Raw genomic sequence first — 16,109 nt, 5'->3', positions numbered from 1 at the left:
AGCTGACTGGTACTAATAGGCCGAGGGCTTGTCCTCAGTTGCTCGCGTCCACTGTGTTGGTTCTGAAATAACGAACTGCCGTGTTGTTGTCCGGTGTTGTTTATTTCATAGTGTTTCGGTGGTCATTGCGTTAGGGAAACGCCCGGTTACATTCCGAACCCGGAAGCTAAGCCTTTCAGCGCCGATGGTACTGCAGGGGGGACCCTGTGGGAGAGTAGGACGCCGCCGAACTCCTTTTAGGAAGAGCCCCGTGCCCTTGTGGCACGGGGCTTTTCTGCGTTCTGAACGTTTAAGGTCGTGCCATGCGCTACGAACTTGTCATCTTCGACAACGACGGTGTGCTCGTGGACAGCGAGCCGATCTCCAACACCATCCTGGCCGGCTACCTGACGGAGCTGGGCCACCCCACCTCGTACGAGGAATCCCTGCGGGACTACATGGGGTCCGCCGTCCACCGGGTGCACGACCTCGTGGAGGAGCGGACCGGGGCGAAGCTGCCGGACGACTTCGACGTCACGCTCCACTCGCGGGTCTTCGCCGCGTTCGAGCAGGAGCTGGAGCCGGTGCCCGGGGTCGATGACCTGCTGGGCAAGCTCGTCGCGGACGGCATTCCGTACTGTGTCGCGTCCTCCAGCAGCCACCAGCGCATCCGGGTCAGCCACCGCAGGACGGGGCTCGACCAGTGGTTCGAGGAAGAGTGGATCTTCAGCGCGGAGGACGTGGGCCGGGGGAAGCCGGCGCCCGATCTCTTCCTGCACGCGGCCGAGCGCATGGGGGTCGCGCCCGAGCGCTGCGTGGTCATCGAGGACAGCCCGCTCGGGGTCGAGGCGGCACGGGCGGCCGGCATGGACGTGTACGGGTTCACATCGATGATGCCCGCGGACCGGCTGACCGGGGTGACCGGCTACTTCTCCGACATGGGACAGCTGCCGGAATTGCTCGCCTGACGTGTCTACCCATGGGTAGAAACTGGCTCTACGCTCGCGGCCATGACAGATGCACGGTTGCGGCACGGCAGGGCGTCCCTCGCGTTGAGCTTCTTCGTGCAGGGGGTCACCTTCGCCCTTCTGGTGACGCGGATTCCCGCCATTCAGGACCGGTACGGGATATCCGACGGCCTGCTGCCGGTGTTCCTCGCCGCCGTGCCGATCCTGGCCGGAGTGGGCAGTGTCCTCACCGAGAAGGTGGTCGCGCGGGTGCGGCCGCGGGTGGTCCTGCGGTGGGCGCAGCCCGTCGTCCTGCTCGCGCTCCTCGGGGTCGGGGCCGGCAGCGAGGTGTGGGAGGCCGCCGTCGCGCTCGGGGCGTTCGGGCTGGCCGTCGGGGCGCTGGACGCCTCCATGAACATGATGGGCGTCAGCCTCCAGCGGGCGTACGGACGTTCCATCATGCTGGGGTTCCACGCGGCCTACAGCCTGGGCGGGATCGCCGGGGCTTCGATGGCGTGGGCCGGGGCGCACTGGGACCTGTCGTTGCTGGTGTCGTATCTGCCGGCGGTCGTGGTGCTGCTGCCCGTCGCGCTGGCCGGGAGCCGGTGGTACGTCGAGGGGAGCGAGGGCGAGGAGCGGGTGGAGCGGAGCGCCGGGGGCGGGAAGGCCGCTTCGGTGTCGTTCCGGCTGCTGATGCCGCTCTGCCTGGTGATGTGTTTCGCGTACATCGGGGATTCGACGGTCTCCAACTGGAGCGCGAAGTACCTCCAGGACGTGCTGGGGAGCTCGGAGCAGCTGTCGACCGTTCCGTACAACGTCTACATGGTGACGACGCTGCTGGGGCGGGCCGTCGGGGACTTCGGAGTGAGGCGGTTCGGGGCGGTGGCCGTGGTGCGGGCCGGGACCGTGCTGGCGGCGGCCGGGTTCGGTGTGGTGGCCGTCGCGGGCGGGGCGTGGACGGGGATGCTCGGGTTCACGATGCTGGGGCTCGGGCTGTGCGTGATCGTGCCGCAGACGTTCGCCGCGGCCGGGCGGATGTTCCCCGGGGCGAGCGACACCGCGATCGCCCGGCTGAACATCTTCAACTACGTGGGTTTCCTGGTCGGCTCGCCGCTCGTGGGGGCGCTGGGGGACGCCTGGAGCTACCGGGGCGCGATGCTGGTGCCGATGGTGCTGGTGCTCGCGACGCTCGTGTACGCCAAGTCGTTCGGGACGGAACCCGCCCGATACGGTGGCGGGCATGAGCGGCCGCGCACAGCTGATGTGGGATGACGCAGTAACGGGATACGACTTCGGGGACAGTCATCCGATGGACCCGGTCAGGCTTGCCCTGACGATGGGCCTGGTGCGCGCGTTCGGTCTTGACCGGGCGGTGGACCTGGTGGCGGCCAAGCCGGCCGGGGACTCCACGCTGCGGCTCGTGCACCGGCCGGACTACGTGTCGGCCGTGAAGGCCGCGTCGGCCGATCCCCGCGCGGCGGACCAGAAGTACGGGCTCGGGACCGTGGACGATCCGGCGTTCGCCGGGATGCACGAGGTGTCGGCGCTGATCGCCGGCCAGTCCGTGGCGGCCGCCGAGGCGGTGTGGCGGGGCGAGACCCCGCACGCGGTGAACTTCACCGGCGGGCTGCACCACGCGATGCCCGGAGGCGCGGCCGGATTCTGCATCTACAACGACCCGGCCCTCGCCATCGCGCGGCTCCTGGAACTCGGCGCCGAGCGCGTCGCGTACGTCGATGTGGACGTGCACCACGGGGACGGTGTGCAGACGGCCTTCTGGGAGGACCCGAGGGTCCTGACCGTCTCCCTGCACGAGCACCCCCGGACGCTGTTCCCGCAGACGGGGTGGCCGGAGGAGACCGGGGCGGGGGCCGGTGAGGGCGGTGCGGTCAATGTGGCGCTGCCGGCCGGTACGGGGGACGCGGGCTGGCTGCGGGCGTTCCACGCGGTGGTGCCGGAGCTGCTGGCGGACTTCCGGCCGCAGGTGCTGGTGACGCAGCACGGGGCGGACACGCACTTCGAGGACCCGTTGGCGCATCTCGCGGTGTCGCTGGACGCGCAGCGGTCCGTGATGGCGGCCTGTCACGACCTGGCGCACAGCTACGCGGACGACGGGCGGTGGGTGGCGCTCGGCGGGGGCGGTTACGCGGTGGTGGACGTGGTGCCGCGGTCCTGGACGCATCTGGTGGGCATCGCCGCGCACGCTCCGGTGGACCCGGAGTCGGTGATCCCGTCGTCCTGGCGGGAGGAGGTGTACGCGCGGACGCGGCAGCCGGGTCCGGTACGGATGACGGACGGGCGTACGCCTTCGTGGGCGTCGTGGGACGACGGGTACGACCCGGCGGACCGGCTGGACCAGGCGGTGCTCGCGACGCGGCGGTCGGCGTTCCCGTTGCGGGGGATGCTGGCCTGAATCCGTACGGGATGTGAGTACGGGTTACGCCGACTGTGGGGCGAAATCCGGCTTTTGGTCCCTGAGGGGTGCGGGTGGGGCAGCATCGGTGGGGTGTTGAGCACCGGAGCGCTGCGTGCGCATCTGCTGGCGGCCCGGCTGGCCGGGCCCGTGGCGACCTCGCGTGAGGTGAGTCTGCGGAGTTATCGGCTGTTCGCGGCCAGGGACCCGCGGGTGACGCTCGGCCTCGACCCCGGTCGGGGCTGGGGCGAGCGGGAGCTGTTGCGGCTGATGGCGGACAGGTGCGGGGTCTCGGACGACCCCGCGCATGTGTCGGGTCCCGATGTGATCGACCCGGAGCGGACGGTGGCGGGGCTCGACGCGTTCGCCGCGCGGCTGGCGCAGGCGGCGGTGCGGCGGGCGCCGGTGCTCTTCGGGACGGGGCATCCGCACCGTCTGCTCGGTTTCTACGCGGCGCTGGCAGACGCTTTGTCGGCGGTGGGATGCCCTGTTCTCACCCCGGCGCAGGGGCGATGTATCGACATAACGACTCGGTTTGGCGTACGCACGTACAACCTCGACTACGTACGGGGAGTCGCGCTGGTGTGTGAACCCGGCGTGGGGGCTTCCGGTGGTGGCACCGGCGCACACTCCCATTCGCCGCTGCCGGTGAGGGTCGCGCTGGAGGCGGCGGCGGCCGGCCGGGGGCCGTTGCCGGAACTGGTCGTCGGGGACCACGGCTGGGTCTGCGGGGCAGGTCAGCTGGGGATCGAGGCGATCGGTCTGGCCGATACGGACGATCCGGCGCTGTTCGTCGGGGAGGCCGAGGGGCGGGTGGCGGTCGCCGTTCCGCTGGACGACGCCGTGCGGTCCGCGTACTACCTGCCGCTCACGCGCTATGTACTCAATCGGGCGTGTCTGTCACAGTAGCGGCCGATCGTCTCTCCTCTTCCCCACTCGTATCACCCGCCCCTAACCTGGGGAGTGAGCGCACAACGACGAAGAGCCACCGGAGGGGAAGCCGGTGCGCGTCTCGTGCGGAAGGTACAGGTGAGTCATGGCTGCTGACAGCGAGAGGCCTCTCAACGAGGTCAAATTTCTGACCGTGGCGGAAGTCGCCTCGGTCATGCGGGTGTCGAAGATGACCGTGTACCGCCTGGTGCACAGCGGTCATCTGCCGGCGATCCGGGTGGGCAGGTCCTTCCGGGTGCCGGAGCAAGCGGTTCACGAGTATCTCCGCGAGTCCTTCGTGGGGGTGGCATCTGCCTGACATTCCCCTCGGATTACGTCCCTCACGCGGTGGCGGGTAGGCTAGGCCGACGTAGGTCGTGTGGGCCCAGACGCCCCGCACCAGTGAAGAAGAAGTGAGCGAGGGTAGTCGTGGGCTCTGTTATCAAGAAGCGGCGTAAGCGGATGGCCAAGAAGAAGCACCGCAAGCTGCTCAAGCGCACGCGCGTTCAGCGTCGCAACAAGAAGTAGGCGAACGCAGTTCGTGAATCCGCAGCCCTTCCGCCGTCCTGGCGGGAGGGCTGCGGTGCTGTGTGCGGGGGGTGTCCACCCGCTACGGTGACGTCCTGGGGTACTTCACCTCTCGCCGGGGTGACGCTCGCACGGGAGACCGACGGAAGGCGCTGATCTTGGGGAAGGTCGTGCTCGTCACAGGGGCGGCCCGGCAGCTGGGCGGCCGTTTCGTGCGGCGTGTGCAGCGTGATCCGGACGTGGAGCGGGTGATCGCCGTCGACGCGGTCGCGCCGGGGCACGAGCTGGGCGACGCCGTCTTCGTCCGCGCGGACATCCGCCAGCCCGCCATCGCCCGGGTGCTCGCCGAGCACGCGGTGGACACCGTCGTGCATCTGGACGTCAGCGGCATGGCGCTCGGGGCGCAGGGGCGTACGGCGGTCAAGGAGACCAACGTCATCGGCACCATGCAGCTGCTCGGCGCCTGCCAGAAGGCGCCCGCCGTGCAGCGGCTGGTGGTGAAGTCCAGTACCGGTGTGTACGGGTCGGCGCCCCGCGATCCGGCGGTCTTCCACGAGACGACCCCGCCCAAGTCCCTGCCCGGCGGCGGCTTCGCGAAGGACGCGTCGGAGGTCGAGGGGTACGTACGGGGCTTCGCGCGCCGCCGGCCGGACGTGGCCGTGTGCGTGCTGAGGTTCGCGAACATCCTGGGGCCCGACGCGGATTCGCCGCTCGCGGACTATCTGTCGCTGCCGGTGCTTCCGACGGTCTTCGGGTACGACCCGAGGCTCCAGTTCGTCCATGAGGACGACGTCATCGACGTGCTGGGCATCGCGGCGAGCGAGCCGAGGCGCGGGACGCTGAACAGCGGCACGTTCAACATCGCGGGGGACGGGGTGCTGCTGCTCTCGCAGTGTGCGCGGCGGCTGGGGCGGCCGACGGTGCCGATGCTGCTGCCCGCGGTCACCTGGGTCGGGCAGGCGCTGCGGTCGGTCGGCATGGCGGACTTCTCGCCGGAGCAGATCCGGCTGCTCACCCATGGCAGGGTGGTCTCCACGGTCCAGATGCGCGAGACGCTGGGGTTCGCCCCGCGTTACTCCACGGCGGAGGCGTTCGCGGACTTCGCGCGCAGCCGGGCGCCGGGGCTGCTGCCGCCCGAGGCGGTGGGCCGTGCCGTGGACCGGGTGGCCGCGGCCGTGGACCGGGGCGGCGACACCCACCCGACTCCGAGCGCCAGGTAGAGGAGCGCAGCGACGATGGCGGATGCCAAGGTCATTCCGTTCGACGACGACCGTTCGCGGTCGGGAGGTCTGCCGCGCGCCGCGCGCCGGCGGCCTCCGGTACGCGGCACCGGGTCGGTGAGCGCGCTTCCGGGACAGCCCGACGCCCCGCCGACCCCCGGGGAGCCCCAGGAGGGCCCGCGGGAGGCCGGGGCGGGGCCCGTGGGCGCGGAGCGGGGCGGCTGGGACCGGCGGATCGCGGGCGGGCTCGCCTTCCTGCGGCGGCGGGTCACGGGCGAGTACGACGTGGACGAGTTCGGCTACGACGAGGAGCTGACCGACCAGGTCCTGATGTCGTTGCTGCGGCCGGTGTACGAGAAGTACTTCCGGGTCGAGGTGAAGGGCGTCGAGAACATCCCGGCCGAGGGCGGGGCGCTCATCGTGTCCAACCACTCCGGGGCGCTGCCGCTGGACGGGCTGATGCTCCAGGTCGCGGTGCACGACCACCATCCGGCGGGGCGGCATCTGCGGCTGCTCGCGGCGGACCTGGTCTTCATGCTGCCGGTGGTCAACGAGCTGGCCCGGAAGGCGGGGCACACGCTGGCGTGCGCGGAGGACGCGGAGCGGCTGCTGCGCAACGGCGAGGTCGTCGGGGTGATGCCGGAGGGCTTCAAGGGGCTCGGCAAGCCGTTCGGTGAGCGGTACAAGCTCCAGCGCTTCGGGCGGGGCGGTTTCGTGTCGACGGCGCTGAAGGCCGGGGTGCCGATCGTGCCGTGCTCGATCGTGGGCGCGGAGGAGATCTATCCGATGGTCGGGAACTCCAAGACGCTGGCGCGGCTGCTGGGCTTCCCGTACTTCCCGATCACGCCGACGTTTCCGTGGCTGGGGCCGCTGGGGGCGGTGCCGTTGCCGACGAAGTGGACGATCCAGTTCGGGGAGCCGATTCCGACGGACGGCTATCCGCTGGAGGCGGCCGAGGACCCGATGCTGATGTTCAATCTGACGGATCAGGTGCGGGAGCAGATCCAGCACACGCTGTACAAGCTGCTGGTGCAGCGGCGGTCGGTGTTCTTCTGACGGCCGCCGCCGCACCAGCGGGGTGAGGTCAGCCCTTGTCGTCCTCGGCGTTGATCCCGAGGCCGCCGATGAGGCCGGGGATCAGCGGCGGCAGCGTGACGTCCGGGGTCGGGGGCGTGCTCGGGGTGTCCTTCGGCGGGGTGGTCGCGTCGGGGGAGGGCGGGTCGAAGAGGCCGCCCGTGCCGCCGCCGAGAAGGCCCTCGGCGGGGCTGCTGCCGGTGTCCGAGGGGCGCGGTGACGAGCTGGTGTCCGTACCGCCGTCGTCGTCGTGGCGGGCGGACGAGGACGGCGACGGGGCGCGGGTGTCGGTGGACGGGTCCGTGCCGGTGCCGGTGCCGGTGGTGCCGGTGCGCTGGGAGTCGCCGTTCTTCGCCGGGGGGCGGGGGAGCAGGGACTGGAGCGGCGCGACTTCTTCGTCTATGGCGGCGAAGACGGAGCTGACCTGGTCGCCGACGTCGGTGAGCTGGACGGGGAGGCGGTCGCGGAGGCTGGTCCAGCTTTCGCGGTGGGACCGGGAGAAGCTGTCCAGGGTCTGGATCGGGCCGAGGGCGCCGTCCCGTTCGTACGCGGCGTGGAGGAGGCGGTGGCCCTCGGTGGCGTCGTGGGTCATGCCGTTGAGCGTGCGCCTGATCTCGCCGAGCTGCTCGTGGTCGAGGTGGCCCGAGCGGGCGCGCTCCATGAGGCGGCGGGCCTCGCTGAGCCTGGTCGACGCCTGGTCGAGGTAGATCTCGCCGCGGTCGGTGTCGTTGTTGGTGAGCCCGAGGTGGATGTCCTCCATCCCGCGCTTCAGGCCGTAGAGCGAGTCACCCGGGAGGGCGTCGGAGCTGGCAGCGGCCACTCCGCCGAAGGCTCCCGCGGCCACACCGACCGTGAGCCCGCCGGCGGCGAGCCCCTTTCCCCAGCGGGATCTCGGGCGCAGCTTGCGGAGCGGGGAGGCACGGTGGCTGCCCCTGCTCCGTTGCTCGGGCACCGTAGGGTCCGCGGATGCACCCCCCTCGGCGAGCATGGCCTCCATGGCGGCGACGAGCTGGGCTCGCTGCACCACTTTGACCTCGGGGTCCATCTGCGGCTTCGGTAGCTCACCGAGGCCGTTCGCCAGGGCCAACAGCGGTCCTCGGTCGGCCTGTTCGGCCGGGTCCTCGGGCTGTACGGCCGCCGCCCCGGAGAGCGACTGCTCCTCCAGGGCCTGGGCGAAGGCGTTCGCCCGCCGGTGTGCCGAAACGTTTGCGATCACTGGCGGCACCTCCTCTCGTCATGACGGTCGACTCCCCTGGGAATCCGGAAGGTTGCACACCTTGAGCGCTTCCACACGATCGAGTGAGCGTCCGCGGACATGGTGTGACGACAGGGGGCCTGCATCCGGCACAACGAGTGGCGCGGCACTTGGGTTACGCACGAAAGATGATCGGACCAGTGCGTGATGAACATATCGCCGGGGCGGGTCCGGTCGGGGGAGGTGGGGTCAGCGGGCATCGTCCGGGAGGAGCCGGGCGAGGGTGCGGACGGCCCGGTACTGGAGGGTCTTGATCGCGCCCTCGTTCTTGCCCATCACGCGGGCGGTCTCGGCGACCGAGAGGCCTTGGAGGAAGCGCAGGGTCACGCACTCCTGCTGCTGGGGGTTGAGCCTGCGCACGGCGTCGAGCAGCGCGGCGTTGGAGAGGGACTCCAGGACGGAGTCCTCGGGACTGCGCTCGACCTCGTTGGCATCGAGCATTTCGCCGGTGGTCACTTCCAGTCGGAAACGACTGGATTTGAAGTGGTCGGCGACCAGGTTGCGAGCGATCGTGACCAGCCAGGCGCCGAAGTCGCGGCCCTGCCAGGTGAAGGTGGAGATGCGGCGCAGGGCGCGCAGGAAGGTCTCGCTGGTGAGGTCCTCCGCCGTCGCCTTGCTGCCCACGCGGTAGTAGATGTAGCGGTAGACGGTGTCGCTGTACTGGTCGTAGAGGCGGCCGAAGGCGTCGGCCTCGCCGGCCTGGGCGCGCTCGACGAGCTCCATCATGCGCGCGCTGTCGCTGTCGGCGGTGGGCCGTCGGACGGTGGTAGTGGACGTGGCGCCGCGGTTGCCGCGTCTTCCGACCGCCGCACTGCGTTCGGCCAGGGCGTAGCAGGGGCCGGCAGGTGCAGGGGTGGCAAATGCGGGTGCGGCGTACGCGGTGGGGACGAAGCCGCGCAGGCGGTCGGCGACCGATGCGCGCAGCGTAGCCAGGCCCGAGGCGTCAACCCCGACGTGTGGGTACACGGGACTCCCAGAGGCAGAGCTTCCATCACGAGCAGTGCGAATCCGTCACTCGTCGTAGTGAGTGACAGGTCCGGAATGCGTCTGAGGAGAATAACGCTTCGTACAGGCTGTGCTACACCCAGTTGCTCAAATCACCGATTACGTCGCTTCCATGCCTACTTTTCGATGCATCAGGCAGCGCAAAGTGATCGCTTCTTGATCGGATTACTTCCGGATCTGTCTGCGGGTGCGACGGGTTGTGGTCGGCGGCAGGGTGCCGAAGAGCGGTCCGCCGGGGTCAGCGGCGGCGGCGGTGCAGGGCGACGGCCGCCGCGGTGCCGCCCGCGAGAGCGCCGACGCCGGCCGCGGCCGGGATGCCGACCTTGGCCGCCTTGCGGCCCGTGCGGTAGTCGCGCAGCCGCCAGTCCAGGGCGCGGGCGTGCTTGCGGAGCTTGCTGTCCGGGTTGATCGCGTACGGGTGGCCGACCAGCGACAGCATCGGGATGTCGTTGTGGGAGTCGCTGTACGCGGCGCAGCGCGCCAGGTCCAGGCCCTCCGCCGCCGCCAGCGCGCGTACCGCCTCGGCCTTCGCCGGTCCGTGCAGGGGTTCGCCGACCAGGCGTCCGGTGTACACACCGTCGACCGATTCGGCGACCGTGCCGAGCGCTCCGGTCAGGCCGAGGCGGCGGGCGATGATCGTGGCCGTCTCCACCGGGGCGGCGGTGACCAGCCAGACCTTCTGCCCCGCGTCGAGGTGGGCCTGGGCGAGGGCGCGGGTGCCGGGCCAGATGCGGTCGGCCATGTACTCGTCGTAGATCTCCTCGCCGATCGACATCAGCTCGGAGACGCGGTGGCCCTTGACGATGGACAGGGCGCTGTCGCGGGCGTCCTGCATGTGTTCGGGGTCCTCGACGCCGGCCAGCCGGAACCAGGCCTGCTGCCAGGCGAACCGGGTGAGTTCGCGGCGTTCGAAGAACTTGCGCTTGTAGAGGCCGCGGCCGAAGTGGAAGATCGCGGCGCCCTGCATCACGGTGTTGTCGAGGTCGAAGAAGGCGGCGGCCCGTTCGTCGCCGACGACGGGGAACTCGGGCTCCTCCGGCTCGGCGCCCTTCTTCTCCTCGGCGGAATCGGCGGACCCGGCTTCGAGCGAGGACTTCCGTGCGGCCTCCGCCGCCGCTTCGCCTGCCAGCACGCTGCGTGCGGTCGCGGAGCGCCTGCGGGGGGTGAGCCATCCAAGAGCGGCCATGCGGTGAGCATAGCCAGTCGGCCCGGCCCTTCCGGTCCCGCCGTGATGCCGTGGGGTGAACTCCTCGTGTCCCGGCGGCTCGGGAGGGGCCGCAGAATGAAGGCATGAGTGCCCTGCTGCGTCGTAGGAAGAAGAACCCCGCCGAGCGAGTGGTGACCCTGGTGGGGAAGCCGGGCTGTCACCTCTGTGACGACGCCCGCGCGGTGGTGCGGTCGGTGTGCGAGGAGACCGGCGCGTCCTGGGAGGAGAAGGACATCACCCAGGACGAGGAGCTGTACCGGGAGTACTGGGAGCAGATCCCCGTGGTGCTCGTAGATAACGAACAGCACACGTTCTGGCGGGTCGACCCCGCAAGACTGCGCAGCGCGCTGCTTTCCTGAGTGAAACCCGGTTACCATCGTGGGCGTTTTGAGTGGTCTCGGGGGCGTGGCTGTGAGGAGTGTGTTCCGCTTTGCCCCCTTCGGGCCTGCAACGGGCTGATGCGATCCGTGGTTCCTGGATCGCGCGACGGATGTGCGTGACCCCGGTCACTTTGACCGGACAAACCGGACACAATCTTTGTGCACGCGTTCACAAAGACATAGCCTGCATTCGACGGGGCGGTCCTGGGACATACGGCCGCCTGCAGCCCCGCTCATCCCGCAGGAGCACCGTGGCAACTGGCCGAAATCACCGACCGGCGACCCGTAGCCGAGGAATTCCCGAGGCCACCGTCGCCCGACTTCCGTTGTATCTCCGCGCGCTGACCGCGCTCTCCGAGCGCTCGGTCCCCACGGTCTCCTCCGAGGAGCTGGCCGCGGCGGCAGGGGTCAACTCCGCGAAGCTGCGCAAGGACTTCAGCTATCTCGGCTCGTACGGGACGCGCGGCGTCGGCTACGACGTCGAGTACCTCGTCTACCAGATCTCGCGTGAGCTGGGCCTCACCCAGGACTGGCCGGTCGCGATCGTCGGCATCGGTAACCTCGGCGCCGCCCTCGCCAACTACGGCGGCTTCGCCTCGCGCGGGTTCCGCGTCGCCGCGCTGATCGACGCCGATCCGGCGATGGCGGGTACGCCCGTCGCCGGCATCCCCGTCCAGCACGCGGACGACCTGGACCGCATCATCAGCGAGAACGGCGTCTCGATCGGTGTGATCACCACCCCGCCCGGCGCCGCCCAGCAGGTCTGCGACCGGCTCGTCGCCGCAGGCGTCACCTCGATCCTGAACTTCGCCCCGACCGTCCTCTCGGTGCCCGACGGCGTCGACGTGCGCAAGGTCGACCTCTCCATCGAGTTGCAGATCCTCGCCTTCCACGAGCAGCGCAAGGCCGGTGAGGAAGGCGTCGACGCCGGTCCCGACCCGGCCGCGCCGCCCGTGCGCGCCACCAGCACCAACACCACCACCAGCACGAACACCGGCCGGAAGGGACCCGACGGGGACATGCCCGCCGTGATGCCGGCATGAGCCTGCTCCTCGTGGGTCTGAGCCACCGCAGCGCCCCCGTCTCCGTACTGGAGCGGGCCTCGCTGGCCGCCGACACCCAGGCCAAGCTGCTCCAGGACACCCTGGCCGCCGAGCCCGCGGCCGAGGCCGCCGTCCTCGCGACCTGCAACCGCATCGAGCTGTACGCCGACGTGGACAAGTTCCACGCGGGCGTCGCCGAGCTGTCCACCCTGCTCGCCCAGCACAGCGGCGTCGGGCTGGACGAGCTGACTCCGTATCTCTATGTGCACTACGAGGACCGGGCCGTCCACCACCTCTTCTCGGTGGCCTGCGGGCTGGACTCGATGGTCGTGGGCGAGGGGCAGATCCTCGGCCAGATCAAGGACGCGCTGGCCCTGGGCCAGGAGCTGCACACCGCGGGCCGGCTGCTCAACGACCTGTTCCAGCAGGCCCTGCGGGTCGGCAAGCGCGCCCACAGCGAGACCGGGATCGACCGGGCCGGGCAGTCGCTCGTCACCTTCGGCCTGGAACAGCTCGCCGACGGCGGCGACACCGCCGCCTGGGCCAAGGGCAAGCGCGCCCTGGTCATCGGCGCCGGCTCGATGTCCTCGCTGGCCGCCGCGACCCTGGCCCGCACGGGCGTCGCCGAGATCGTCGTCGCCAACCGCACCCGGGCCCGCGCCGACCGCCTCGCCGAGATCCTGAACCAGCCCATCTCCACGGGCACGCGCGCGCACGCCGTGGAGATGGCCGAGGTTCCCGGTGAACTTACACGTGCCGACATCGTCGTCTCCTGCACCGGCGCCACCGGCCTCGTGCTCACCGCCGAGGCCGTCGCCGGGGCGCTCGGCGCGGACCGCGTACCCGCCGGGGGCGAGGCGTCCGGCCTGATCCCGGCGCAGTCCACCGGGCCGGTGCGGCTGGCCCTGCTGGACCTCGCCATGCCGCGCGACATCGACGGGGGCGCCGCCCGCCTCGACGGTGTGCGCCTCGTCGACATCGAGTCGCTCGCGGAGGCGTCCGCCGACGCCCCGATGGCCGCCGATGTGGACCAGGTGCGCACCATCGTGGCCGACGAGGTCGCCGCTTTCGGTGCCGCCCAGCGCGCCGCCCACATCACCCCGACCGTCGTCGCCCTGCGCACGATGGCCGCAGGCGTGGTGGCGGACGAGATCGCACGGCTGGACGGACGCCTCCCCGACCTGGACGAGAAGCAGCGCGCCGAGATCACCCAGACCGTGCGCCGCGTGGTCGACAAGCTCCTGCACGCGCCCACCGTGCGGGTCAAGCAGCTCGCCAGCGAGCCCGGCGGCGCCGGGTACGCGGACGCGCTGCGTGAACTCTTCGACCTCGACCCGCAGACGGTCGCCGCCGTCTCCCGGGCAGACCTGAACGACCCGAATCGAGGGCGGTCATGACCGACAACTCACCCCTGAGGCTGGGGACCAGGCGCAGCAAGCTCGCCATGGCGCAGTCCGGCCACGTCGCCGAGGCGGTCCGCGAGGTGACCGGGCGCGCCGTCGAACTCGTGGAGATCACCACCTACGGCGACATCTCCCGGGAGCACCTGGCGCAGATCGGCGGGACCGGCGTGTTCGTCGCCGCGCTGCGCGACGCGCTGCTGCGCGGCGAGGTGGACTTCGCGGTCCACTCGCTGAAGGACCTGCCGACCACGCAGCCCGAGGGCCTGGTCCTGGCGGCCGTGCCGGTGCGCGAGGACCCGCGTGACGTGCTGGTGGCGCGGGACGGGCTGACGTTCGCGCAGCTGCCGTCCGGCTCCCGCATCGGCACCGGTTCGCCGCGCCGCATGGCCCAGCTCAACGCGTACGCCCGCAGCCACGGCCTCGACATCGAGACCGTCCCGATCCGGGGCAACGTCGATACGCGCATCGGTTTCGTACGCGACGGTGAGCTGGACGCGGTGGTTCTCGCCGCCGCCGGGCTCAACCGTCTGGGCCGCGGCGGTGAGGTGACCGACCATCTGTCGGTCGACACCGTGCTGCCCGCTCCCGGTCAGGGAGCACTGGCGATCGAGTGCGCTGCCTCCGGCACCGAACTCGCCGCCGCGCTCGCCGAGCTCGACGACCCGTACACCCGGGCCGCCGTGACCGCCGAGCGTGCCCTGCTCGCCGCCCTGGAGGCCGGCTGCTCCGCACCTGTGGGTGCGCTGGCCGACCTTCTCGCCGACGGTCAGGCTGTCAACGAACTGCGCCTGCGCGGTGTCGTCGGTTCCACCGACGGTTCCTCGCTGGTGCAGCTGTCCACCACCGGTCCCGTTCCCACGTCGCACGACGACGCGGCGGCTATCGGTCGCGAACTCGCGGCCGAGATGCTTGCCAAGGGCGCGGCCGGTCTTATGGGGGAGCGAGCACAGTGAGCCCCACCGGCCCCGCCGCATCCGATTTCCCGGTCCTGTCCGCAGGGCACGTCACCTTCCTCGGCGCCGGTCCCGGCGACCCGGGACTGCTGACTCTGCGCGCCGTCGAGGCGCTGGCGAGCGCGGACGTTCTTGTCGCCGAGCCGGACGTTCTCGGCGTCGTTCGCTGCCATGCGCGGGCAGGGGTAAGCACCCCTGAGCTGGCGGTTGTTGACGCGCAGTCAACGGCCGCCGGGGTACCCGTTCTCAGGGACGCGGCCAATCTTGTCATGGAGGCCGCGAAGGGCGGCAGGCGGGTCGTGCGCGCCGTCGCCGGGGACCCCGGCATGGACGGGAACGCGGCCGGCGAGATGCTGGCCTGCGCCACGGCCGGTATCCCCTTCGAGGTCGTCCCGGGCATCGCCAACGCCGTGGGGGTGCCCGCGTACGCCGGGGTGCCGCTGCGGGACGCCCAGGGCGCGGACGTGCGGTTCATCGACGCGCGTACGGCGAGCGACCGCTGCTGGAGCGAGGTCGGTACGAGCGACGCCACGTGCGTCCTGTCGACGTCGCTCGACGCGGTGGCCTCGGCCGCCGGTGAGCTGGTCTCGGCGGGCCGCAAGCCCGACACCCCGCTGACCGTGACGGCGGCCGGTACGACGACGCGCCAGCGCACCTGGACGGCGACCCTCGGGACGATCGCCCAGGTCTTCAAGCAGGGCAAGGTGCTGCCGTCGCCCGAGGGGCACCAGCCGGTCATAGCCGTGGTCGGGGAGCGCAGCTCCGCCGCCCAGCGCGACCAGCTCTCGTGGTTCGAGTCCAAGCCGATGTTCGGCTGGAAGGTCCTCGTGCCGCGTACGAAGGAGCAGGCGGCCTCGCTCTCCGACCAGCTGCGTTCCTACGGTGCGGTGCCGCACGAGGTGCCGACGATCGCCGTCGAGCCGCCGCGTACGCCCCAGCAGATGGAGCGGGCGGTCAAGGGCCTGGTCACGGGCCGGTACGAGTGGATCGCCTTCACCAGCGTGAACGCCGTGAAGGCGGTGCGGGAGAAGTTCGAGGAGTACGGGCTCGATGCCCGTGCCTTCGCCGGGATCAAGGTCGCGGCCGTCGGCGAGCAGACCGCCGCCGCGCTCATCGACTTCGGTGTGAAGCCGGATCTGGTGCCCTCGGGCGAGCAGTCGGCGGCCGGGCTGCTGGAGGACTGGCCGCCGTACGACCCGGTCTTCGACCCGATCGACCGGGTCTTCCTGCCGCGCGCCGACATCGCCACCGAGACGCTGGTGGCCGGGCTGATCGAGCTGGGCTGGGAGGTGGACGACGTCACCGCGTACCGCACGGTCCGCGCCTCGCCGCCGCCGGCCGAGACGCGTGAGGCGATCAAGGGCGGCGGGTTCGACGCGGTGCTGTTCACCTCGTCCTCGACCGTGCGCAACCTGGTCGGCATCGCGGGCAAGCCGCACAACGTGACGGTCATCGCGTGTATCGGCCCCGCCACGGCGAAGACCGCCGAGGAGCACGGGCTGCGCGTGGACGTCCTGTCACCGGAGCCTTCGGTGCACAAGCTGGCCGAGGCGCTGGCGGATTTCGGTGCGCGGCGCCGGGACGCGGCGCGGGAGGCCGGTGACCCGGTGACCCGGCCGAGCGAGCGGCGTCCGGGTGCGCGGAGGCGTCGTACGACGACCTGACCGCGGAGCTGTGTGCGGGGCCCGGCCGCTTCGGGAAGAAGCGGCCGGGCCCCGCCGTGTTCCGGCTGCTTTTCCCGGCAGAGGTGTCGGCAAGAGCGTGATGTGTAC

At 70.9% G+C, this 16,109-nt stretch carries 16 protein-coding genes and 1 rRNA gene; 14 read left to right on the top strand and 3 right to left on the bottom strand.

The features are described 5' to 3' along the window. Positions 1-114 precede the first annotated feature (114 nt). The 9 genes from rrf to B082_RS0113065 all read left to right on the top strand — a co-directional run bounded on the left by rrf (position 115) and on the right by B082_RS0113065 (position 7,073). Positions 115-231 (top strand): 5S ribosomal RNA (gene rrf, locus B082_RS0113100). 71 nt (positions 232-302) lie between these two features. Then, positions 303-947 (top strand): HAD family hydrolase, encoded by a 645-nt coding sequence (locus B082_RS0113095; protein ID WP_018552253.1) that lies wholly within the window; start codon positions 303-305, stop codon positions 945-947. Between the two features lie 42 nt (positions 948-989). Then, the gene (locus B082_RS0113090) at positions 990-2,198 is read left to right on the top strand and encodes an MFS transporter (RefSeq protein ID WP_037710058.1); all 1,209 of its coding nucleotides are present in this window, start codon (positions 990-992) and stop codon (positions 2,196-2,198) included. Then, positions 2,167-3,339: an acetoin utilization protein AcuC gene (locus tag B082_RS0113085; RefSeq protein ID WP_026249741.1), complete on the top strand. Its 1,173-nt coding sequence runs from the start codon at positions 2,167-2,169 to the stop codon at positions 3,337-3,339. Before B082_RS0113090 ends, B082_RS0113085 begins: the two co-directional genes overlap by 32 nt. 93 nt (positions 3,340-3,432) lie before the next feature. After that, positions 3,433-4,248, top strand: a complete 816-nt coding sequence (locus B082_RS0113080; protein WP_018552250.1) for a phosphatase — start codon at positions 3,433-3,435, stop codon at positions 4,246-4,248. 127 nt (positions 4,249-4,375) lie between these two features. Then, positions 4,376-4,588, top strand: a complete 213-nt coding sequence (locus B082_RS0113075) for a helix-turn-helix domain-containing protein (RefSeq protein ID WP_018525026.1) — start codon at positions 4,376-4,378, stop codon at positions 4,586-4,588. Between the two features lie 110 nt (positions 4,589-4,698). Continuing rightward, positions 4,699-4,797 (top strand): 30S ribosomal protein bS22, encoded by a 99-nt coding sequence (locus tag B082_RS37940; protein WP_003948845.1) that lies wholly within the window; start codon positions 4,699-4,701, stop codon positions 4,795-4,797. Between the two features lie 158 nt (positions 4,798-4,955). Further along, complete coding sequence (locus B082_RS0113070) at positions 4,956-6,017, top strand: NAD-dependent epimerase/dehydratase family protein (RefSeq protein WP_018552249.1); 1,062 nt, start codon at positions 4,956-4,958, stop codon at positions 6,015-6,017. 15 nt (positions 6,018-6,032) lie between these two features. Beyond that, on the top strand, positions 6,033-7,073 hold the full coding sequence (locus B082_RS0113065) for a lysophospholipid acyltransferase family protein (RefSeq protein WP_018552248.1): 1,041 nt from the start codon (positions 6,033-6,035) through the stop codon (positions 7,071-7,073). 28 nt (positions 7,074-7,101) lie between these two features. Here B082_RS0113065 and B082_RS0113060 read toward each other — a convergent pair whose 3' ends face one another. The 3 genes from B082_RS0113060 to B082_RS0113050 all read right to left on the bottom strand — a co-directional run bounded on the left by B082_RS0113060 (position 7,102) and on the right by B082_RS0113050 (position 10,537). Next, positions 7,102-8,307, bottom strand: a complete 1,206-nt coding sequence (locus B082_RS0113060) for a DUF5667 domain-containing protein (RefSeq protein WP_018552247.1) — start codon at positions 8,305-8,307, stop codon at positions 7,102-7,104. Between the two features lie 228 nt (positions 8,308-8,535). After that, positions 8,536-9,312: an ECF subfamily RNA polymerase sigma factor, BldN family gene (locus tag B082_RS0113055; RefSeq protein ID WP_018552246.1), complete on the bottom strand. Its 777-nt coding sequence runs from the start codon at positions 9,310-9,312 to the stop codon at positions 8,536-8,538. Positions 9,313-9,589: 277 nt separating this feature from the next. Then, positions 9,590-10,537, bottom strand: coding sequence for an HAD family hydrolase (locus B082_RS0113050; RefSeq protein WP_018552245.1), 948 nt, complete (start codon positions 10,535-10,537; stop codon positions 9,590-9,592). A gap of 104 nt (positions 10,538-10,641) precedes the next feature. Between B082_RS0113050 and B082_RS0113045 the strand changes: the two genes are divergently transcribed. The 5 genes from B082_RS0113045 (at position 10,642) to B082_RS0113025 (ending at position 16,001) form a co-directional block, all read left to right on the top strand. Then, positions 10,642-10,917, top strand: a complete 276-nt coding sequence (locus tag B082_RS0113045; protein ID WP_018552244.1) for a glutaredoxin family protein — start codon at positions 10,642-10,644, stop codon at positions 10,915-10,917. A 272-nt stretch (positions 10,918-11,189) separates the two neighbouring features. After that, a complete protein-coding gene (locus tag B082_RS0113040) occupies positions 11,190-11,981 on the top strand; it encodes a redox-sensing transcriptional repressor Rex (protein WP_026249740.1) in 792 nt (263 codons plus the stop codon). Then, a complete protein-coding gene (locus B082_RS0113035) occupies positions 11,978-13,378 on the top strand; it encodes a glutamyl-tRNA reductase (RefSeq protein WP_018552242.1) in 1,401 nt (466 codons plus the stop codon). The genes B082_RS0113040 and B082_RS0113035 overlap by 4 nt, the downstream gene beginning before the upstream one ends. Continuing rightward, entirely contained in the window at positions 13,375-14,337 is a 963-nt protein-coding gene (gene hemC, locus B082_RS0113030; protein WP_018552241.1) for a hydroxymethylbilane synthase, read from the top strand. Before B082_RS0113035 ends, hemC begins: the two co-directional genes overlap by 4 nt. After that, complete coding sequence (locus B082_RS0113025; protein WP_026249739.1) at positions 14,334-16,001, top strand: uroporphyrinogen-III synthase; 1,668 nt, start codon at positions 14,334-14,336, stop codon at positions 15,999-16,001. Before hemC ends, B082_RS0113025 begins: the two co-directional genes overlap by 4 nt. The last annotated feature ends 108 nt before the right edge of the window (positions 16,002-16,109 follow it).

The sequence above is a fragment of the Streptomyces sp. ATexAB-D23 genome, from assembly GCF_000373645.1.
Lineage (GTDB): Bacteria > Actinomycetota > Actinomycetes > Streptomycetales > Streptomycetaceae > Streptomyces > Streptomyces castrisilvae.
The sequence above is the reverse complement of the archived record's forward strand: the minus strand, read 5'-3'. Positions and strand labels throughout refer to the sequence as shown.

What these genes read in the sequence shown, in the direction of transcription:
- B082_RS0113095 (WP_018552253.1), top strand. Translation starts at nt 303, where the DNA reads ATGCGCTACGAACTTGTCATCTTCGACAACGACGGTGTGCTCGTGGAC.
- B082_RS0113090 (WP_037710058.1), top strand. Translation starts at nt 990, where the DNA reads ATGACAGATGCACGGTTGCGGCACGGCAGGGCGTCCCTCGCGTTGAGC.
- B082_RS0113085 (WP_026249741.1), top strand. Translation starts at nt 2,167, where the DNA reads ATGAGCGGCCGCGCACAGCTGATGTGGGATGACGCAGTAACGGGATAC.
- B082_RS0113075 (WP_018525026.1), top strand. Translation starts at nt 4,376, where the DNA reads ATGGCTGCTGACAGCGAGAGGCCTCTCAACGAGGTCAAATTTCTGACC.
- B082_RS0113065 (WP_018552248.1), top strand. Translation starts at nt 6,033, where the DNA reads ATGGCGGATGCCAAGGTCATTCCGTTCGACGACGACCGTTCGCGGTCG.
- B082_RS0113050 (WP_018552245.1), bottom strand. Translation starts at nt 10,537, where the DNA reads ATGGCCGCTCTTGGATGGCTCACCCCCCGCAGGCGCTCCGCGACCGCA.
- B082_RS0113045 (WP_018552244.1), top strand. Translation starts at nt 10,642, where the DNA reads ATGAGTGCCCTGCTGCGTCGTAGGAAGAAGAACCCCGCCGAGCGAGTG.
- B082_RS0113035 (WP_018552242.1), top strand. Translation starts at nt 11,978, where the DNA reads ATGAGCCTGCTCCTCGTGGGTCTGAGCCACCGCAGCGCCCCCGTCTCC.
- hemC (WP_018552241.1), top strand. Translation starts at nt 13,375, where the DNA reads ATGACCGACAACTCACCCCTGAGGCTGGGGACCAGGCGCAGCAAGCTC.